Source organism: Aliiroseovarius sp. CAU 1755, from assembly GCF_054482655.1.
Genome location: NZ_JBTLRH010000001.1, coordinates 121144 through 140262, shown reverse-complemented (window position 1 = coordinate 140262; position 19119 = coordinate 121144). Strand labels below are relative to the sequence as shown.

Sequence of the window (19119 nt, the reverse complement as noted above, 5' to 3'; positions counted from 1 at the left end):
GTGATCGCACTGTGATGAAAGGACGCCACGATAGGCCGAGATATGGTATTAATTCAAACATGGCCTGAAGGTTGCACAAGAGTGGTGGCTCTTTCGGGCACCCAGCATACTGACGATGCTGGAAACTTTTGATAAATCGACCAAACCGCCAGCAAGGTGGAACGGTCACCAAATCCACAGGGAGAAAACTATGAAAGCAAAGATCAGAAACAACATCGTTGCGGCGTTGTCAGCCAGTGTTGCAGTGCTAAGCGCAGCGCAAGCTTCGGCGGAAGAAATTACGGTCGCGTATTTCCTCGAATGGCCGATGCCGTTTGAATATGCAAAGCAAATGGGCACCTATGAAGAAGCGCTGGGCGTCGACATCAATTGGGTCAGCTTTGAAAGCGGTGTAAAAATGTCGGCTGCGATGGCGTCCGGCGACGTTCATCTATCAGTCAGCCAAGGCGTGCCGCCGTTCGTTGTGGCAACGTCCGCCGGTCAGGATCTGCAGATCCTTGATGTGGCCGTGTCCTATGCCGACAACGACAACTGCGTTGTGCGGTCCGAGCTTGAGATCGACAAATCCAACGCCGGGGAACTTGCGGGCAAAAAGGTCGCCGTTCCGCTTGGCACGGCAGCGCATTATGGGTTCCTCAAGCAAATGAGCCATTTTGGCGTTGATGTTGCCAGCATGGACGTGGTCGACATGGATCCCCCCGATGGTGCCGCCGCGATCGCGCAGGGTGCTGTCGATATGTTCTGCGGTTGGGGCGGCTCACTGCGCCGTGCGCTGGAACATGGCAACGTGCTCATCACCGGCGCAGAGAAGACCGAACTTGGTATTCTTGTGTTTGATGTGACCTCGGGTCCGGCTGATTGGGTGGCCGAGAACGGCGACATGGTTACCAAGTTCCTTGCGGTGACAGCTGACGCGAACGCGATGTGGGCTGATCCAGCCAACCATGCCGAAATGCTGCCGCTGATCGCCAAGGATGCTGGCATGGACGAAGCAGCGACCATGGAAACCATGGCGACCTTCAGCTTCCCGACAGTTGAAGAGCAACTGAGCGCCACTTGGCTTGGTGGCAGTGCGCAGGAGTTCATGAAAGGCGTCGCTGACGTTTTTGTTGAAGCCGGGTCGATTGATAGTGCGCTTGATACGTACGAGAACGCGGTGAATACGGGGCCGCTGGCCGCTGTCGGCGGCATGTAAGCGAGCCTACCCTCGATGGCGCAAGATTGTTTTTTCTTGCGCCATCTTTTTCTGCGAGCAGCTCCGGAGACCCCATGTCCACGCTTTCAATTGAAAATATTTCCATGCGGTTTGACCTTCCGAACGGCACCCACGTACAGGCGCTTAAAGACGTTTCGTTGGAACTAAATACCGGCGAACTGCTGAGTGTTTTGGGTCCATCCGGTTGTGGCAAGACAACGCTGTTGAACATCGTCGCCGGTTTTCTTGCGCCGACCGAGGGTCAGATTATCCTGAATGGGCACACTGTTACCGGCCCAGACGCCGAGCGTGGCATGGTGTTCCAGCAAGGTGCGTTGTTCGAATGGATGGATGTCCGCGAAAATGTCAGCTTCGGTCCCCGTATGAAGGGCCAGAACGAGGCGCAATGGGGCGCACATGTGGACCACTTGCTTGATGTCACTGGTTTAGGCGACTTCAAGGACAAGGCGATCTACGAACTGTCCGGTGGTATGCAACAGCGTGTGGCTTTGGCCCGCTGTCTTGCCAATGACCCGGATGTGATTTTGATGGACGAGCCGCTTGGCGCGCTCGACGCGTTGACGCGCGAAAAGATGCAGGGGCTTGTTCTGAAGCTGTGGAAAGAGACCGGCAAGACCATCATCCTGATCACCCACTCGGTCGAGGAGGCGATCCTTTTGGGCGAGCGTCTATTGGTGATGGCACCGCGTCCGGGGCGTATCCACAAGGAATACAATTTGCCATTCGCTGACATGGGTGTTGGCGCGGATCTGCGCGAGGTAAAGCAGGCCGAAGGCTATGCCGAAACCCGCGAAGAAATCCTCGAAATGATCTGGGACATGGAAGAAGAAATCATGGGACGTTCGGAGGACACAAAATGATTGGTTTGCTCATCCTCGCCGTTTATGTCGCGATCTTTTTCGTTTCGTTTCTGGTGGTCAGGTTCCTTGTGCGACGGACGACGCAAGACTACACGTCATTGAAAACAGTGACGTTTGGTGACGAAAGCGCTGTGACGTCCAACCGCGTTGCCTCAATTGTCTCCGTGGTGACGATCTTCCTGATCTGGGGGTCCTTCACTGGTTCCAATTGGGTGCCAGGTTTTCTTCACGCGCCCGGGCCTTTTGTAGGCGAGACATCCTTCACCTACACGCTTGAGACCGAAGACGGCACACGCGACGATGCGACAGTCCATGTCCGTGTCTTCGATTTTGGTGAAACAGCGCAGAAATTCGACGTTGATGAAGGCGATGGTATCGCGAAGGACGATGCTGTTGCGATGAGTGCCTCGCGCTCGACGACGATCTTGTTTGACAAGAACGACGAGGTCAAACGAAGTGACGGCGCACGCGTCGTGGCAATTGATGGCGTGGAATTCAACGGAAGTCGCAGGGTTAAATCGCCGGCTGGCAGCTTCTCTCTGACTGACAAGGGCGCCATCAGCTTTGCGCCGCCGCGCGGATTGCAAATGGAACCGATTTGGCTACCACCGCCTGAAGCAGTGGTGAGCCGTGCAGTCGAGATTTCCAATGAAGGTTACCGCGATAGCACGCTTTGGAAGCACTTGGGCTATTCCCTGTTTCGCGTGATCCTTGGTTTCTTCTTTGGCGCACTTTTGGGGATCCCGCTGGGCTATGCGATGGGTTTGTCCGACTGGTTCCGCGGTTGGTTCGAACCGATCGTCGAATTCATGCGCCCGGTGCCACCGCTGGCCCTGATCCCCTTGGTGATCATCTGGTTCGGCATCGGTGAAACCGGGAAGATCATCCTGTTGTTCCTTGCCTCGCTCTGGATCATGGCGATCGCGGCGCGGGCGGGCGTCTCTGGCGTGAATATCTCGAAGGTTCATGCAGCCTATTCGTTGGGCGCAAGCAAATTTCAGATCATGCGCTATGTCATCATGCCCAACTCTCTGCCCGAGATATTCACGGGCGCGCGGGTGGCAATGGGTGTCTGTTGGGGCACTGTTGTCGCCGCCGAACTTGTCGCCGCGTCCGAGGGGGCGGGCATGATGATCATGGTCGCGTCGAAGTTCCAGCTGACCGATATCGTGCTCATGGGGATCATCCTGATTGGCGTCATCGGCTTTGCCATCGATATCTTGATGAGCAAAGCCGAAAATCTTCTGGTGCCGTGGAAGGGTCGAAGCTAGCTGCAGTCAGTTGGGCGACCAAGGCTGGTTTCGTTGCTTCAGCCGACGGTCACCACATGTATTCGCTCCCGTGGCAACCTGGCAGCCGCCGCGCGGTTGATCGTGAAGCGCTCGAATGACCGCTTCACGGTTTTCACTCAGGCCGCTGCCGTTGCCTCAATTTCGAACAGCAGTCCGGGGATTGCGAGGCGCGTGACACCCAGAAGCGTCATGGGCGGGGCGACCTGATGCGGTCCAAAGCGCATCCCCATCACGTCAAAATTCTTCAACGCTTCATCCACATCCGTTGCATAGACGCCAAGCTTTGTCACATCGCTCAAATCGAAGCCGGCCTGTTCGAGAACAGCCTCCAAATTGTCCAGTGCCAGACTGATCTGGGCACGCATATCGCCCGGATGCTGCGGATGGCCTTGGTCGTCCACGGCGGTCTGACCAGCACAGACAACCTGTCGCGTAGCACCTTCGATTATTTCAGCCTGATTGTAGCCCAGCTTCAACGACCAGTCCCAGGGGTTCACAGCAGTACGTTTCATCGCATGATTCTCCTTGTTTGATGTTTCTCAAGTCGGTCTAGAACTAAAAGGTGCCAAAATATGTCACCATTTATGCTATGATCCAGCCATGAACATTCGACTCAGACATGACGCCATCGTGCGTAGCCTTCGCCGCAACGGAACGACGACAGTTGATGACCTTGCCGATGAGGTTCGTGCGTCACGCCGCACCGTCCTTCGTGACATCAGTGCGTTGCGCGACGCGGGCTTTGTCATTCATTCTGATGTCGGGCGGGGTGGTGGCCTGCAGCTTGATCCACAGTCCATGCAAACCACGGCCAGGCTTTCGGTCCCCGAGGTGTTTGCCCTTCTGATCAGTGTCGCGGCGATGCGGGCTGCTGGCAATCTGCCTTTCTCGGATCTGGCCGACGCTGGCCTCGCCAAGATCGAGAAAGCACTCCCCGGCGACAAAGTCCGCGACCTGCGCGCTTTTCTTGACTGTCTGCATATCGGAAAGCTCTCTCCGCTTCAGGACCTGTCAGAAATGGGCAGTATGGACCCCCAACTTTTGCCTGTGTTCGAGACCACATTCCTGAACCGCCAATTCATCCGCTTCGACTACCGTGACGCAAAAGATCGCAAGACCAAGCGAGAGGTCGAGCCGCAAGCAATGCTCATCCTACCGCCGCTTTGGTATCTGGTTGCTTGGGATCCAACGCGAGCGGCCTTTCGGCACTTTCGGATGGATCGGATCAGCAACCCAGCCGCCGCCGAAGGCACAAGTTTTCGTCGTCGCCATGTTCCGTTCGACGAAGATGTATGCCCCTATAGCCAGCTGGCACACTGAGATTGCCAAAACAGTCATCCAGTCATGCTGCGGCATCAGTCTGTCTGGGCTCGTTCCCGTCCGCGTCCGCTTCGTGGCTGATCAGATCATATGAAACTGCCTAAGGGTCAACAGGATGAGATTGGACCAGATTTTTGACGCAAAGGTCAAATTCATCTGACGTTCTACAAAGAGTATGGAACGTCGCGAACTTTTGACTCAATGCGACGGATTTTCTGAATCAAATCAGCGACCCACGTCATTCAATTCTAAGCCAAACGTCGAGCAATTCTGACCCAAAATTGAAAAGCGGCCATTCGCAAAGGTTGCCGCGAAGGTCCGGAACGAGTCCATTGCCCCCTCTTATGGCGATGGCGCAGCGTTGAATGGCGCGCCCGCAGAGTGTACCGCTACGATTGTTATGCAACCGAGATAGGGCTGGGTCTAAGGCTGACTTAAGATCTACGCTGTTCAGAAGAAAGCGTTCCCAGATATGAGACTGCATTGCCTCGCCCCCACCCGCGTTCGCCACGTGGCAGATTTGCAGGAACAGGCGGCTTCGCCGTCTGACCTTCAAATAGCCCCTGATTTTCCAATTGAGAAACGGGATCAAACGAAACGACCAGATGGATGAAAGGTGGGGATTGGGTCAGTTAATGACGTAAAGGTCAAAGTCGTGTGACGTCTGACAAAGAGGAAATGGCGCTCTGGGGAGGATTCGAACCCCCGACCCCCTGATTCGTAGTCAGGTACTCTATCCAGCTGAGCTACCAGAGCGCGGTAGGCGGGGATTTACCGACCCGGCGCTGGGTTTGCAAGGGCGAAATTGGATAAATCCAGACTCTTTCCTGCGTCACCAGCGTTTGTCTGACACCTGCACTTTCGGTATTGCCCCAAGGGCAGCGTCCATTGGTTATGACCAGCGCTTTAGCACATCTTCGAAGGCGCAGGCGTCATTGTCTTCTCCGGCAGTCGCATGGCCAGGGTAATGCGAAAGCTGTGGGGCGACGGCTGGTTGGGTGACGTCTGAAATGTCCGTGAAGCTGCCACGCGCCCGATTGTGCGGGTGGTGCGGCGCCTCCTTCAACGACAGGACCGGTGCACAGCAAGCATCCGTTCCCTCCAGCAGTGCGGCCCATTCGTCGCGGGTCTTCGTCATGAAGCGGTCCGCGAATGCTGTGCGGAGCTTTGGCCACCCCTCGATATCCATCTGGGCGGGCAAGCCAGCGTCAGCCAAACCGATACGGTCCAGCAATTCGGCATAGAACTTTGCCTCCAACGCACCCACCGACATATGTCCACCGCATGCACATTCATAGACCGTATAGAATGGTGCGCCGCCATCCAGCAGATTGGCCTCGCGGGTGTCCACCCACAGCCCAGACCCATGCATTGAATAGATCATCGCCATCAGGTGGGCCGTGCCGTCGGTGATCGCTGCGTCCACGACCGCACCCTGTCCTGTTTCACGCGCGGCGTGTAAGGCGGCCAGCATTCCGGCGACCAGATACATTCCGCCGCCGCCGAAGTCGCCCAGCAGGTTCAAGGGCGGGACCGGATGTTCACCCCCAATGGCATGAAGCGCACCGGTGATCGCAATGTAATTGATGTCGTGCCCCGCCGCCTGTGCCAGAGGTCCGGACTGGCCCCAGCCTGTCATGCGCCCATAGACCAGTTTCGGGTTGATTGCGGCAACGTGCTCTGGCCCAAGTCCCAGTCGTTCCATCACGCCTGGGCGCATCCCTTCGATCAACATGTCAGCCCGACCGACAAGCGTGCGGGCGTGGTCGCGGTCGGCAGGGCTTTTCAGGTCCAGCTCGACAAACCCACGCCCCCGGTTCAGAACATCAACCTTCTGAGGGATCAGAGGTTTGAGGTTCGGGCGTTGAATGCGCACCACGTCCGCGCCCATGTCGGCCAGCCACATCGCGGCAAAGGGCGTTGGGCCAAGCCCTTGAATTTCAACGACCTTGACGCCGCGAAGCGGGCCGTTTGCAGCGACCTCAGACATCAATCGACCGCGCGATCAGCTCTTTCATGATCTCGTTCGTGCCGCCATAGATCATCTGCACCCGGGCATCTGCATAGAGCCGCGCAATGGGGTATTCCATCATGTAGCCATAGCCGCCGAACAGTTGCAGGCATTCGTGCATCACCTCGTTCTGCACCTCGCTGCCCCAGTATTTCGCCATCGAGGCGGTGGGCGCGTCCAGTGTCCCGTCGATCAGCCGGGCGATGCCGTCATTGACGAAACTGCGCAGAACCTCGGCTTTGGTCTTACATTCGGCCAGCTTGAAGCGCGTGTTCTGAAAATCCATCACACGTTGTCCGAAAGCCTTGCGGTCTTGCGTATAAGCGATGGTCTGCTCCAGAGCGAAATCAATCGCACCAAGGGCTTGAATGGCGATCAGCAGCCGCTCCCACGGCAGTTGTTTCATTAGTTGGTAGAAGCCTTGCCCTTCTTCGGTGCCCAACAGGTTGGTCTGGGGGACTTTCACATCTTCATAGAACAGCTCGGACGTATCATTGGCCTTCATGCCCAGTTTTTTCAGGTTCTGGCCGCGCTTGAAGCCCTCGCACTGGTCCGGTTCCACCACGATCAGGGACACGCCTTTCGATCCTGCCTCTGGGTCGGTTTTGCAGACGGTGATGATCAGGTCGGCCGCCTGCCCGTTGGTGATGAAGATCTTTGATCCGTTGATCTTGTATTGATTGCCGTCCTTTTCCGCCCGCGTGCGCACCGCCTGAAGGTCTGACCCGGTGCCTGGTTCGGTCATCGCAATGGCTCCGACAATCTCGCCCGAGGCCAGTCCGGGCAGCCAGCGTGCCTTCTGCTCGTCCGTGCCATAGGCCGTGATGTAGTGCACCACGATGGACTGGATACCATAGCCCCAACCGCAATCGCCGGTGCGCGTTTGTTCATAGATCACGACGCTTTCAAACCCCATGTCGCCGCCCGCGCCGCCATGTTCTTCGGGAATGGCGCCGCCCATGATCCCGGCTTGCCCGGCAGTGCGCCAGAAGTCGCGGTCCACGATGCCCTGGTCGACCCAGCGTTCGATATTGGGCGTCAGCTCATCGGCGAAGAAGCGGTTGGTCATATCAGCAAACATGCGGTGTTCGTCGCTGACCCACGCGGCAGAGGGGGTGAAAAGGCTCATTGTGCGCTCCGATTTGAAGGACTTTTCCCAACTATATCCCAGCACGCTGCAGTTGGGCTGGTAACGTGGCGTTACAGGCGCTAAACGGGTCGCTACACGTGTTGTGCAATTGCGCGACAATCCACCACAAACAACGGCCTAGTGACGGTTTTACGTGCTTTGTGGGCTTGGATCACGTATTGGAACAAAAAAGACGTTGAACGGAGATGGCGGTGCGCATTTCACGGGTGGATTTCTGTAAACTTGCTGCGTTGGGCTTGACCTGCGCGGCGACCACGCCGGCGTTGGCGGATGTTGGAACGCAATCCACAAGCTATACGTTCTATGGAACACCCGGTTTGATTTCGATGCCGACGGCCGAAGTGGCGGCGGACAGCGAACTTGCCTTCACCTATTCGCAGTATGGCCCCAACGCCAGCGGGACTCTGACCTTCCAGATCACGCCACGGCTTTCGGGCAGTTTTCGCTATACGAAGATTGCAGACTTTCATCCGCGGGTCGGGGACTATTTCGACCGCAGTTTTGATCTTCGCTATCGCGTTCTGGATGAAACGAAATACCTGCCCGCTGTTTCGGTCGGCATTCGAGATTTTATTGGCACAGGCATCTACGCAGGCGAATACATTGTCGCCACCAAATCCATCGGTGATCGCTTGCGGGTTACCGGGGGTCTGGGCTGGGGACGTTTGGGCAGTTACGAGCCAATTGGCTCGATCGGCGGCACGCGTCCGGCATGGGACTTTGGCAAGGGCGGCACACTGAATGCAAGCCAGTGGTTCAAGGGGGATTTTGCCCCGTTCGCTGGCGTGTCCTACAAGATCAACGACAAGCTGACGGTCAAGGCAGAATATTCCTCAGATGCGTTCGTGCAAGAGGTCGCGGCTGGTGTCATGTCGCACAAATCACCTTTCAACTTCGGCGTCGATTATCAGGTGTCACCAGCGTTTCACCTGAATGCCTTCTACCTTGCGGGCGATACGATTGGCGCAAGCCTCACCATCCGCCTGAACCCGCGCCAACCGCAGTCCCGGTCGGGCAATGAACGCGCCCCGCTGCCGGTCAAACCGCGCCCCGCGCGTGGCAATGCGGCTGCGTGGAGCACGGACTGGATCGCAGACCCCTCTAATGAAACGGGTATCCGCAAAGCTGTTTCCGATGCGTTGAGCAAAGAAGGGATCGCGCTGGAAGGCATGGCGCTTGGCACGACACGCGCCGAATTGAAGGTCGAAAACAACCGCTACAATTCCCAAGCGCAGGCCGTTGGCCGCACCGCGCGTGTCCTGACCCATGCGATGCCGCCGTCGGTGGAAACCTTCGTCATCACGCTGGTTGAAAATGGGATTCCATTGTCGACCATAACCATGCGTCGCAGCGATATCGAAAGGTTGGAGCACGCGCCCTCGACTGACATGTTCAAACGCGTGACGATCGACGAAGCGACCCCGCGAGCGGTGCGCAATTCCGAGCTGATCAACACCGAAAACCGGTTCCGTTGGGCGCTTGCGCCCTATATGGCCGTCAGCTTCTTTGATCCACAAAGCCCCATCCGTGGCGAAGTCGGCCTGAAGCTGAGCGCGCAATACGAACTTGCCCCGAATATCGTTTTGTCCGGGGCCATTTCCAAAAGCATTTGGGGAAATCTGGACGACGCAACCTATACCAACACTTCGAAGCTGCCACCGGTGCGCACGCAAAGCGCGCTGTATGCAGCGCAGGGCGACCCGGCGATCGATCATCTGACAGCGGCTTGGTATGGGCGCCCGGCCGAAAACCTCTATAGCCGCGTAACCGTTGGTTATCTTGAAAAGATGTATGGTGGTGTCTCGGGCGAGGTGCTTTGGAAACCCGTGGATAGCCCGCTGGCGATCGGCGCAGAGCTGAACTGGGTGAAGAAGCGCGACTATGATCAGTTGTTCAGCTTCCGCGACTACAGCATCGTGACCGGACATGTTTCGGCCTATTACGATTTTGGCAACGGTTTCTCGACCCGTGTGGATGCGGGCCGTTATCTGGCCGGCGACTATGGCGCCACGCTGGCCGTGGACCGAACATTCGCCAACGGCTGGAAAGTCGGTGGTTATGTGACCAAGACCAATGTGTCTGCCGAAGATTTTGGTGAAGGCTCATTCGACAAAGGCATTCGGATTTCGCTGCCGTTGGAATGGGCGCTTGGCGTGCCATCGCGCAATTCGTCAGATGCAACAATTCGTTCACTTGCCCGCGACGGAGGCGCCCGTCTGAATGTCGATGGGCGACTGTTTGAATGGGTTGAAGACGGTCACGGCGATGCCTTGTCATCCCGTTGGGGTAAGTTCTGGAGGTAATCGTGGTGGACCAGTTTTCCAAACCGTCGCTGCGGACGGTTCTGCTTGGCCTTTGCGTCGCAATCGGTCTGACCGCGTGCGGTTCGGACGACAGTGAAACCGAGCTATCGGGCGCTGCAGCCAAGTTCCTGAAAGAGGCCGGCAAAAAGATTTCGACGAAAGCCAGCGGCGCAGGGTCAGCGAAACCGGCCCCCGGTGGCGGCGCAAAAGCACCGGACCCCAATGCCATTGTCGCGAAAGCGCTTGCCGCAACGTCTGGGCCGATCGCGCTTGTTGTGCGCATCGACACCAATGCCGTGCTTGCGATGAACCCCGTTGGACGCAACGCGGGCTACGTCACTTGGGGCAGTGCTGCCGGGCAAGGTTTGACCTTCAAGCGCGGCGTTCTTTCAAATTCGCGCGGACTGGGCGAAGACCTGATGGCATCGCGTATCGATGCCGCTGTGGCTGCGATCACATCGCGTCGCGCGGCAAGCTATCAGCGTGAGCATTACTACCTCGGAGACCTGGGGCAAAGCACACGGTTGGTGCTTGAATGCTCGTTGTCCCGGCTGAAATCCGAGCGGGTCGCCATTGGTGACATCAATGCAGATGCCGTTGTGTTGAAAGAACAGTGCCGGAAAGACGCGATCAGTTTTGACAACCTGTATTGGGTCGACGGGCGTGGCCGCGTCCTGAAATCCAGCCAGTGGGTAAGTCAGCGGATCGGCAGCCTTGCCATTCAGAACCTGCGCCTCTGACCGACCGGGTGCGCCTGTTTAACCGCGCGCGTAGGCGTCTTCATATCGCGTGATGTCATCTTCGCCCAGATATGGGCCGGTCTGCACCTCGACCAGAACCGCGTCGGTGTGTCCGGTGTTTTCAAGGCGGTGAACCTCGCCCTGCGGCACATAGGCTGACTGGTTCGCGGCCAAGGTGAATGTGTCACTGCCGATCGTGACGCTGGCAGAGCCTTCAACAACGATCCAGTGTTCGGCCCGGTGTTCGTGGGATTGCAGCGACAGCACGCCGCCGGGGTGCACGGTGATCAGCTTCACTTGAAACCCTGTTCCAGACACAAGGCTTTCAAACCACCCCCAAGGGCGATTGTCGCGGGGCAGGGTGGCGGCTTGTGAAATGCCGTTCGATTTCAGGTGTTCAACCAAAGCACCGACTTGGTCGGCGCGCGATCTGTCCGCGACCAGAACGGCGTCTTTCATGGCAACGGCAACGAGGTTTTGAAGCCCAAGGCCGACCAGCGCCTGGCCTGTGTCATCGGCAAACAGCAAACTGCCCGCGCAATCCACGGCATGGGCATTGCCGATGGTGACGACGCCATCCCCGGTGGGGCTTGTCTTGCTTTCTTCACGCCAAACCCCCTGCCAACTGCCCAGATCAGACCAGCGCCCAGCATAGGGCACGACCGAAAGGTTATTCGCGTGTTCCATGACAGCATAGTCGATCGAGATATCCGGCAGCGTGGCCCATGCCTGTTCAGACAGGCGCGTAAAGCCAAGGTCGCGTTTATGCTGTTCAAGCGCCGTTCTGGCTGGCTCTAACATCTCTGGCGCGTGCGCCTGGAAAGCGGCAAGTATGTCGGCGCACCGAAACAGGAAAATCCCTGCGTTCCACAGATGGCGACCCGAGGCCAGCATTTGGGCGGCGGCTTCCAACCCGGGTTTTTCCTTGAACGACCTCAGTGGAACGGCGTTGTCACCAGAATGCGAGCCCTCAAGCTCAAGATATCCGTATCCGGTCTCGGCCCGGTCAGGCGTGATGCCAAACGTGATCATGCGACCGGCACGCACGGCCTCAAGACCTCTTTCTACCGCCTTAGCAAACGCGTCGGTGTCGGGAAGGAAATGATCTGATGGGGTGACCAGACAAATCGCGTCAGGGTCTTTTTTGGCCAAGGCCAGAACGGCGGCCAGAACGGCGGGTGCTGTATTTCGGGAAAAAGGCTCAAGCAATATCAGCTCGGGTAGGCCCCCGATTTCCCCCATCTGTTCGACCACATGAAACCGATAGTCGTCATGCGTGACCACTACAGGGCGCTGGAACAGCGGACCCTGAAAGCGGTGCGCGGTTTGTTGGAACAGGCTGGGTGCGTCGCTGATTTTGCGAAACTGTTTGGGGTAGCTTTTGCGCGACAAGGGCCAGAGCCGCGTGCCAACGCCACCTGCCAGAATGATCGGGACGATCTTTTGCAACGCAGAGCTTCCTTCACGCTTCAAGCCAGACAGATTTGCCTTAGCTGGAATCATGACCCCTGAAAGCAAAAACGGCAAGCCCTTGGGCTTGCCGTTTCCGTTTGAAAGCCTCTGAAGAGGCGATCAGAATTAGTTGGTGGTCGACGTGGTGTCGTCATCGCTTGCAGCGATGATGCCAGCAACGACAGCCAGACCCAGCAGAGCCAGACCGGTGTTGCCCAGCGAGCTACCAGCTTCTTCAACAACAACGATTTCTTCTTCTACAACTGCGTCACCATATGCGCCAGCGAAAGCGGGTGCGGACAGGGCGATCATGCCAGCAGCGGCAAGGGTCATCACTTTTTTCATGTTTCATACTCCATAATTAATTCGCGGGCACCGCCGATTTAGCGAGCCGTCCATGTTTGTTTTGCACACACCGGACGCTATGGGAAGTGTGTTTTTGTTTTGGAACCCCTTGTTCGGCGGAAGATTTCCACTCTGTGGCACCGATGCAATACCCTACGTCACCCGGCAAAGATGTGGGTAAGGAAAACCGCACCACAATAGCCCGACCGCGGCTGCACGCCTGCGCCAACGCCACTATAGCGCATCTTGCGCGCCAGTATATTCTTTCTATGCCCGGGTGATTCCATCCATTTTCGCACAACCAGCTTTGCCAGACTGTTATAGCTGTGGCGCCCGATTTGACGGCCATCACGGGTTGTGAAGCTGCATTGCTCTGACGACCGAATCATGAAGTTGCGCCCATCTATTCCATAGAGGTGAACCATCCCAATGTTCTCGGCACCCGTGCGGAACCGCACACCAGAAGCGCGCAAGCGGTCGGTCAAGCTGCGCCGGTTCGTTCCGTTGGCTTTGTGAGACAGCTTTTGGCTACGAGCCATCCAGGCTGAATGCCGGGTGGCTTGCTTGCGCAATCCGCTTGTCGGGGTAAGTGCGGGCAAGCCGCGGCGGCATCGTTCCGCGTTGACGCGTTCGACGATAACGCGGTCCAGCAAGCTTTGGTTCAAGCCTTTGACAGGAATGGATTTTTCTGCACCAGCGACTTTTTTGATGGTGCATCCAGCCTCAGCCGTGCCAGTTAGCCCTGCGAAGGCAACAAGGACAAAGACCGAAAGGGATTTGAGCGCATTCAGGGGCATCGTTATAACTCTCCAGAACTTATCAACCCTACCCTTGTGCCGTAATGCCATGACGCAGGCATGGCGGAAATGGGGCCATCGTTGGATAAGCGGGCTTTCGCTTTCCGTTGACAGGCTGTCTGGTATGTCCCATCCCCTTGGAAAGTTTTTTAAGGTGAGGTTTTGAGCACATGAAGATTGCAATGATCGGAACGGGGTATGTCGGTTTGGTGTCCGGTGTCTGTTTCTCGGATTTCGGCCACGAAGTGGTGTGTGTTGACAAAGATCCCGCAAAGATTGCGATGCTTGAAGCTGGGCAGGTGCCGATCTATGAGCCTGGCCTGGAAGATCTGATGGCCAAGAACGTCGCCGCCGGTCGTTTGTCCTTCACTCAGAACCTAAAAGAGGCTGTGCGTGGCGCTGGCGCCGTTTTTATTGCGGTTGGCACGCCGACACGGCGCGGCGATGGCCATGCTGACCTGACTTACGTCTTTGCAGCAGCCGAAGAGATTGGTGATTCGGTCGAGGAATATACCGTCGTCGTCACCAAATCGACGGTGCCGGTGGGCACGAACCGCAAGATCAAGCAACTGATCCAGAAATCGCATCCGGAACTGGAATTCGATGTCGCCTCGAACCCCGAATTTCTTCGTGAAGGGGCGGCAATCGACGATTTCATGCGCCCAGACCGCGTTATTGTTGGGGTGCAATCCGACCGGGCCTCGGATGTGATGGCTGACATTTATCGCCCGCTGTTTCTGCGCGATTTTCCCATCGTCACAACCGATCTGGAAAGCGCCGAGATGATCAAGTACGCGGCCAACGCGTTTTTGGCGACAAAGATCACTTTCGTGAACGAAATCGCAGCCCTTTGCGAACGTGTCGGCGCGGATGTGAAACAAGTGTCGAAAGGCATCGGGCTGGACGGGCGTATCGGCAACAAGTTCTTGCATGCAGGCCCCGGCTATGGCGGCAGTTGCTTCCCGAAAGACACCCGTGCTTTGGCGCGGATCGGTCAGGAACACGGTATGCCGATGCAAATCACCGAAGCCGTCATCACCGTTAATGAGGAAGCCAAGCGACGCATGGTGGACAAGATCCTTGATCTTTGTGGTGGCTCTGTTTCGGGCAAAACCATTGCGGTTCTAGGCGTCACCTTCAAGCCCAACACAGATGACATGCGCGATGCCCCCAGCCTGACCATTGTGCCCGCGCTGATTGGCCAGGGCGCCAAGGTGCGGGTGGTTGACCCGCAAGGGCTTGCTGAAGGTGAGGCGCTTTTGCCGGGTGCACATTGGCTTGAAGATGCGTATAAGGCGGCTCAGAACGCAGATGCGGTTGTTCTCTTGACCGAATGGAATGAATTCCGTGCGCTGGACCTGAAACGTCTGGCCAAACGGATGGAAACCCCAAGGATGGCCGATCTGCGCAATATATATTCGCCCAAGGATGCGAAACGTGCGGGATTCGAGGCCTATTGTGCCGTTGGCCGGCGTGGTTTCGGGCCCGACGGCTGGGACAGCTAAGACCCCCGCAACGACGGGACCAACGAGCGGAAACGACCGACGATGAAACGTCTATTCGACATTGTCCTGGCGCTTGCCTTGTGCGTGTTGGTCCTGCCAGCGTTGGGAGTTTTGTATGTCGTTGTCATCACCAAGGATGGCAGGCCCTTTATGTTCCGGTCCCGTCGCAATTCGACGATGGACAAGGAATTTGATCTGATCAAGATCCGCACGATGCGGACGGTGCCTGCCCACGAAAACATTGGCATCACTGGCGGTCACAAGAAGAATCGAATCACCCCTGTGGGGCACTGGCTTCGCGCGCGCCGTCTGGATGAGCTGCCACAGGTCTGGAACGTCCTCAAAGGCGAGATCAGCTTTGTCGGACCTCGCCCACCTGAACCGCGCTATGTGAAAGCTTGCCCAGAGGTCTATCGCGTGGTGCTGGAGGATCGGCCGGGGATTACCGGGCTTGCCTCGATCATCTTTCACAAGCACGAAGAGCGGATGCTGGCCAAATGCAAAACGCAGGCGCAGGCCGAGGCGGTCTATATTCGCCGCTGCATTCCACGCAAGGCGCGGCTTGATCGGATTTATCACGACAACAAATCGATCCGTCTGGACATCTATATTCTCTACCTGACGGCAGCGAAAATCGTTCCCTTGCCGGGGCGCCGCGCCGCGCGCATCCGGGGATAAGCCTTTCCTTCACAGCCCATCCGCTTTAACCAGTAAACCAATGGACAATGCGCCCGAAACGGGCGAGCAGACAGGCGGATGCAAGGCGTGAAGGTAGAAGAAACCAAGCTTCAAGGCGTGGTCATCGTGACCCCTCAGCGGTTCGGTGACAATCGCGGGTTTTTCAGCGAAACCTTCTCGACCCGCGCGATGGAGGCCGCTGGTCTGCCCTCGCTTTTCGTTCAGGACAACCTGTCGCGCTCGGCCGTTAAAGGCACGGTGCGCGGGTTGCATTGTCAGGCGCCACCGCACGCACAGGCCAAACTTGTGCGATGCCTGAAAGGGGCGATCATGGATGTTGCGGTCGATGTGCGCGCGGGCTCAGAGACCTATGGTGAATGGGTTGGGGTCGAGTTGTCCGACGACAATGGTGCGGCACTTTTGGTGCCTCAGGGATTTCTGCATGGTTTTGCAACGCTGACAGATGATGTGGACGTTTTCTATAAATGCTCGGACCATTATGCGCCCGACACCGAGATGTCGGTGCGCTTTGACGATCCCGATCTTGCCATCGATTGGGGCGTAGATCCGGCAACGGTAACGCTTAGCGAAAAGGACGCGCAAGCTGGATCGCTTGCGGCGTTCGAAACCCCCTTTGACATGAACGAAGGGCTGGCGACATGAAGATACTGGTCACAGGTGGGGCAGGGTTTATCGGGTCAGCCGTGGTGCGCCAAGCCATCGCTCGGGGCGACGAGGTGGTGACGTTGGATGCGCTGACCTATGCGGGCAGCGAGATGAATTTGATGGACGTGGCCAACAACCCGCGCCACGTGCTTGTTAAGGCGGACATCCGCGACCGCCATGCCGTAGATGCGGCGCTGGCGGATCATGCGCCCGATGCCATCATGCATCTGGCGGCCGAAAGCCATGTCGACCGGTCCATTGATGGACCTGGCGACTTCATCCAGACCAACATTGTCGGCACCTATAATTTGCTTGAAGCTGCGCGGGCCTATTGGCAGCGCCGCGGTCAACCTGACGTGTTCAGGTTCCACCATATCTCGACCGACGAAGTGTTCGGAACGCTGGGCAAGGACGGGGCGTTTCACGAGACAACCCCCTATGCGCCAAATTCGCCCTATTCTTCGTCCAAGGCTGCGTCTGACCATCTGGTGCGCGCGTGGGGCGAGACATATGGACTGCCGGTCGTGTTGTCGAATTGCTCGAACAATTATGGCCCCTACCAACTGACTGAAAAGCTGATCCCCTTGATGCTGCTAAAAGCGATGGCTGGTAAAGAAATGCCGGTCTATGGCGCGGGTGAAAACGTGCGCGACTGGCTTTTCGTGGAAGACCATGCATCCGCGCTCTTGCGTATTCTGGACCAAGGGACGTTGGGCCGCAGCTATAACGTGGGTGGCAACGAGGAACGATCGAATATCGAAATTGTCCACCTGATCTGCGCCTATATGGATGCTCGCGCGCCCAAGGCTGCGCCGCATGCGGATCTGATCCGTTTTGTCACCGATCGACCGGGCCATGATTTCCGGTATGCGATTGATGCCAGCCGTATCAAGGACGAACTGGGTTGGGAACCATCCGTCACGCTTGAAGAGGGCTTGAAAGCCACCTTGGACTGGTATTTCGACAACCCTGAATGGGTCGAAGACGCGCAAAGGCGCGCGGGTGGCGGCAAACGTTTGGGGACAGGCGCATGACGGTCCTGGCCTTCGGTGCCAACGGTCAGGTCGGCACCGCGCTTGCGAGGCTTGAGGGAGTGACGGTGCTGTCGCGGGCAGAGGCCGATCTGTCGATCCCGGGGAAATGCGCGCAGGCAATCGACGAATTCAAGCCGGTCGCGGTGATCAATGCAGCCGCCTATACCGCGGTTGATCAGGCTGAAAGCGACGAGGCTTTGGCGACTGCGATCAACGGCGATGCGCCCGGTGAAATGGCGCGGGCTTGTGCTGCGCTGGGCATTCCGCTGGTCCACATCTCGACCGATTATGTGTTTGCGGGCGACGGTGACACGCCGTTCAACCCCTCTGACCCGGTTGCGCCACTTGGTGCATATGGGCGCAGCAAAGAGGCTGGCGAGCGCGCGGTGCGCGAGGTGGGCAGCGCGCATGTCGTATTGCGAACAAGCTGGGTGTTTTCGGAAACCGGCACGAATTTCGTGAAAACGATGCTAAAGTTGGGGGCCGAGCGGGCGGCCTTGTCCATTGTTGATGATCAGCATGGCGGGCCGACACCGGCGCGGGATATTGCGGCGACGGCATTGCGTATGGTGCGCGCGTTGCTGGACGATCCCAGCCTGTCGGGGACCTATCACTATGCAGGTGCGCCTGATTGCAGTTGGGCAGATTTTGCGACCCATATCTTTGACCGTGCGGGCCTTGATGTCAAAGTGACGCGCATTCCGTCCAGTGCGTATCCCACGCCAGCAAAGCGGCCTTTGAATTCGCGAATGGCGTGCGCGACCACGACTGAAGCGTTCGGTATTGAACGACCAGATTGGCGGGTTGGGCTTGACGAGGTGCTGCTTGCGATGGAAGAGGGAAGTCATGACAAAACACCGTAAGGGCATCATTCTGGCGGGTGGTTCGGGCACACGGCTGTATCCGATCACACAAGGCGTGTCGAAGCAGTTGATGCCGATTTATGACAAGCCGATGATCTTCTATCCCTTGTCGGTGCTGATGCTGGCGGGCATTCGTGAAATCGCCGTGATTACCACGCCGGAAGACCAAGAACAGTTCCAGCGTCTTCTGGGTGATGGCCGCCAATGGGGTATTTCGCTGACCTTCCTTGTGCAGCCCAAGCCTGAAGGTTTAGCGCAAGCCTATATTATCACAGAAGAATTTCTGGATGGCGCTGCCTCGGCGATGGTGCTTGGGGATAACATTTTCTTCGGGCATGGGCTGCCCGAAATGCTGATCCGGGCCTCGGCCAAAGACACCGGTGGCACCGTCTTTGGGTATCACGTGGCAGACCCTGAAAACTATGGCGTTGTGGATTTCGACGACCATGGCAAAGCCATCGCGATTATCGAGAAACCCAAAGTTCCGCCGTCGCACTACGCGGTGACGGGGCTGTATCTGTTGGACGGTAAAGCGCCAGAGCGTGCACGTCGCGTCATGCCCTCCAAGCGTGGCGAGCTTGAGATCACCGCGCTGCTTCAGATGTATCTTGAGTCAGACGAACTGACGGTCGAACATATGGGCCGCGGTTTCGCGTGGCTGGACACCGGGACGCATGGAAACCTGCTGGATGCAGGAAACTTCGTGCGCACCCTGCAAAAACGCCAGGGAATGCAAACCGGTTGCCCGGAAGAAGCCGCGTTCAGCAAAGGCTGGATCACGCGGGATGAGTTGCGCGCCCGTGCCAAGCTGTTTCACAAGAACGACTATGGTCGTTATCTGACCAGCCTGCTTGATACGACGAACCGGCCTGGCTCTGGCCATTAAG

18 protein-coding genes and 1 tRNA gene are annotated in these 19119 nt (G+C 57.4%); 12 read left to right on the top strand and 7 right to left on the bottom strand.

All coding sequences use genetic code 11. The features are described 5' to 3' along the window. Positions 1–190: 190 nt before the first annotated feature. The 3 genes from ACXYMP_RS00725 to ACXYMP_RS00715 all read left to right on the top strand — a co-directional run bounded on the left by ACXYMP_RS00725 (position 191) and on the right by ACXYMP_RS00715 (position 3347). A complete protein-coding gene (locus ACXYMP_RS00725; RefSeq protein ID WP_298570597.1) occupies positions 191–1195 on the top strand; it encodes a taurine ABC transporter substrate-binding protein in 1005 nt (334 codons plus the stop codon). 74 nt (positions 1196–1269) lie between these two features. Next, entirely contained in the window at positions 1270–2076 is an 807-nt protein-coding gene (locus ACXYMP_RS00720; protein WP_298570599.1) for an ATP-binding cassette domain-containing protein, read from the top strand. Positions 2077–2081: 5 nt separating this feature from the next. Then, a complete protein-coding gene (locus ACXYMP_RS00715; protein WP_298570852.1) occupies positions 2082–3347 on the top strand; it encodes an ABC transporter permease in 1266 nt (421 codons plus the stop codon). Between the two features lie 137 nt (positions 3348–3484). Here ACXYMP_RS00715 and ACXYMP_RS00710 read toward each other — a convergent pair whose 3' ends face one another. Beyond that, positions 3485–3880 (bottom strand): RidA family protein, encoded by a 396-nt coding sequence (locus tag ACXYMP_RS00710; RefSeq protein WP_458903700.1) that lies wholly within the window; start codon positions 3878–3880, stop codon positions 3485–3487. Positions 3881–3968: 88 nt separating this feature from the next. Here ACXYMP_RS00710 and ACXYMP_RS00705 point away from each other — a divergent pair, with 88 nt between their 5' ends. Beyond that, positions 3969–4688 (top strand): helix-turn-helix transcriptional regulator, encoded by a 720-nt coding sequence (locus ACXYMP_RS00705; RefSeq protein ID WP_298570603.1) that lies wholly within the window; start codon positions 3969–3971, stop codon positions 4686–4688. 679 nt (positions 4689–5367) lie between these two features. On the opposite strand, the gene ACXYMP_RS00700 is transcribed toward ACXYMP_RS00705, so the two are convergent. The 3 genes from ACXYMP_RS00700 to ACXYMP_RS00690 all read right to left on the bottom strand — a co-directional run bounded on the left by ACXYMP_RS00700 (position 5368) and on the right by ACXYMP_RS00690 (position 7828). Continuing rightward, positions 5368–5444 (bottom strand) — tRNA-Arg (locus tag ACXYMP_RS00700). 136 nt (positions 5445–5580) lie between these two features. After that, positions 5581–6678 (bottom strand): CaiB/BaiF CoA transferase family protein, encoded by a 1098-nt coding sequence (locus tag ACXYMP_RS00695; protein ID WP_298570605.1) that lies wholly within the window; start codon positions 6676–6678, stop codon positions 5581–5583. Further along, positions 6671–7828 carry an acyl-CoA dehydrogenase family protein gene (locus ACXYMP_RS00690; protein ID WP_298570607.1) on the bottom strand — a complete coding sequence of 386 codons (1158 nt, stop codon included), beginning with the start codon at positions 7826–7828 and terminating at the stop codon, positions 6671–6673. Before ACXYMP_RS00690 ends, ACXYMP_RS00695 begins: the two co-directional genes overlap by 8 nt. Positions 7829–8040: 212 nt before the next feature. On the opposite strand from ACXYMP_RS00690, the gene ACXYMP_RS00685 reads away from it, so the two are divergent. Together ACXYMP_RS00685 and ACXYMP_RS00680 are read left to right on the top strand one after the other, a co-directional pair. Beyond that, a complete protein-coding gene (locus tag ACXYMP_RS00685) occupies positions 8041–10152 on the top strand; it encodes a YjbH domain-containing protein (RefSeq protein WP_298570609.1) in 2112 nt (703 codons plus the stop codon). A 2-nt stretch (positions 10153–10154) separates the two neighbouring features. Continuing rightward, the gene (locus ACXYMP_RS00680) at positions 10155–10892 is read left to right on the top strand and encodes a YjbF family lipoprotein (protein WP_298570611.1); all 738 of its coding nucleotides are present in this window, start codon (positions 10155–10157) and stop codon (positions 10890–10892) included. Positions 10893–10910: 18 nt separating this feature from the next. Here the strand turns inward: ACXYMP_RS00680 and ACXYMP_RS00675 are convergent, their stop codons facing one another. The 3 genes from ACXYMP_RS00675 to ACXYMP_RS00665 form a co-directional block, all read right to left on the bottom strand. Next, on the bottom strand, positions 10911–12341 hold the full coding sequence (locus tag ACXYMP_RS00675; RefSeq protein ID WP_298570614.1) for a mannose-1-phosphate guanylyltransferase/mannose-6-phosphate isomerase: 1431 nt from the start codon (positions 12339–12341) through the stop codon (positions 10911–10913). Positions 12342–12470: 129 nt separating this feature from the next. Then, positions 12471–12689, bottom strand: coding sequence for a hypothetical protein (locus tag ACXYMP_RS00670; protein WP_298570616.1), 219 nt, complete (start codon positions 12687–12689; stop codon positions 12471–12473). 158 nt (positions 12690–12847) lie between these two features. After that, positions 12848–13486 carry a CAP domain-containing protein gene (locus tag ACXYMP_RS00665; protein ID WP_298570618.1) on the bottom strand — a complete coding sequence of 213 codons (639 nt, stop codon included), beginning with the start codon at positions 13484–13486 and terminating at the stop codon, positions 12848–12850. Positions 13487–13656: 170 nt separating this feature from the next. Between ACXYMP_RS00665 and ACXYMP_RS00660 the strand changes: the two genes are divergently transcribed. From ACXYMP_RS00660 to rfbA, 6 genes are all read left to right on the top strand, one after another. Further along, positions 13657–14991: a UDP-glucose dehydrogenase family protein gene (locus ACXYMP_RS00660; protein WP_458903695.1), complete on the top strand. Its 1335-nt coding sequence runs from the start codon at positions 13657–13659 to the stop codon at positions 14989–14991. 42 nt (positions 14992–15033) lie between these two features. Then, positions 15034–15669 carry a sugar transferase gene (locus ACXYMP_RS00655; protein WP_298570622.1) on the top strand — a complete coding sequence of 212 codons (636 nt, stop codon included), beginning with the start codon at positions 15034–15036 and terminating at the stop codon, positions 15667–15669. An 87-nt stretch (positions 15670–15756) separates the two neighbouring features. Beyond that, complete coding sequence (rfbC, locus tag ACXYMP_RS00650) at positions 15757–16332, top strand: dTDP-4-dehydrorhamnose 3,5-epimerase (protein WP_458903693.1); 576 nt, start codon at positions 15757–15759, stop codon at positions 16330–16332. Beyond that, the gene (gene rfbB, locus ACXYMP_RS00645) at positions 16329–17369 is read left to right on the top strand and encodes a dTDP-glucose 4,6-dehydratase (protein WP_458903691.1); all 1041 of its coding nucleotides are present in this window, start codon (positions 16329–16331) and stop codon (positions 17367–17369) included. The genes rfbC and rfbB overlap by 4 nt, the downstream gene beginning before the upstream one ends. Next, entirely contained in the window at positions 17366–18232 is an 867-nt protein-coding gene (gene rfbD / locus ACXYMP_RS00640) for a dTDP-4-dehydrorhamnose reductase (protein ID WP_458903689.1), read from the top strand. Before rfbB ends, rfbD begins: the two co-directional genes overlap by 4 nt. Continuing rightward, positions 18216–19118 carry a glucose-1-phosphate thymidylyltransferase RfbA gene (gene rfbA, locus ACXYMP_RS00635; RefSeq protein ID WP_458903687.1) on the top strand — a complete coding sequence of 301 codons (903 nt, stop codon included), beginning with the start codon at positions 18216–18218 and terminating at the stop codon, positions 19116–19118. Before rfbD ends, rfbA begins: the two co-directional genes overlap by 17 nt. The last annotated feature ends 1 nt before the right edge of the window (position 19119 follow it).

Bases quoted from the DNA above. Each gene is read 5' to 3' on its own strand.
- ACXYMP_RS00660 (WP_458903695.1), top strand. From the start codon at position 13,657: ATGAAGATTGCAATGATCGGAACGGGGTATGTCGGTTTGGTGTCCGGT.
- ACXYMP_RS00665 (WP_298570618.1), bottom strand. From the start codon at position 13,486: ATGCCCCTGAATGCGCTCAAATCCCTTTCGGTCTTTGTCCTTGTTGCC.
- ACXYMP_RS00710 (WP_458903700.1), bottom strand. From the start codon at position 3,880: ATGAAACGTACTGCTGTGAACCCCTGGGACTGGTCGTTGAAGCTGGGC.
- rfbB (WP_458903691.1), top strand. From the start codon at position 16,329: ATGAAGATACTGGTCACAGGTGGGGCAGGGTTTATCGGGTCAGCCGTG.
- rfbD (WP_458903689.1), top strand. From the start codon at position 17,366: ATGACGGTCCTGGCCTTCGGTGCCAACGGTCAGGTCGGCACCGCGCTT.
- ACXYMP_RS00655 (WP_298570622.1), top strand. From the start codon at position 15,034: ATGAAACGTCTATTCGACATTGTCCTGGCGCTTGCCTTGTGCGTGTTG.
- ACXYMP_RS00695 (WP_298570605.1), bottom strand. From the start codon at position 6,678: ATGTCTGAGGTCGCTGCAAACGGCCCGCTTCGCGGCGTCAAGGTCGTT.
- ACXYMP_RS00725 (WP_298570597.1), top strand. From the start codon at position 191: ATGAAAGCAAAGATCAGAAACAACATCGTTGCGGCGTTGTCAGCCAGT.
- rfbA (WP_458903687.1), top strand. From the start codon at position 18,216: ATGACAAAACACCGTAAGGGCATCATTCTGGCGGGTGGTTCGGGCACA.
- ACXYMP_RS00705 (WP_298570603.1), top strand. From the start codon at position 3,969: ATGAACATTCGACTCAGACATGACGCCATCGTGCGTAGCCTTCGCCGC.
- ACXYMP_RS00670 (WP_298570616.1), bottom strand. From the start codon at position 12,689: ATGAAAAAAGTGATGACCCTTGCCGCTGCTGGCATGATCGCCCTGTCC.
- ACXYMP_RS00720 (WP_298570599.1), top strand. From the start codon at position 1,270: ATGTCCACGCTTTCAATTGAAAATATTTCCATGCGGTTTGACCTTCCG.
- ACXYMP_RS00690 (WP_298570607.1), bottom strand. From the start codon at position 7,828: ATGAGCCTTTTCACCCCCTCTGCCGCGTGGGTCAGCGACGAACACCGC.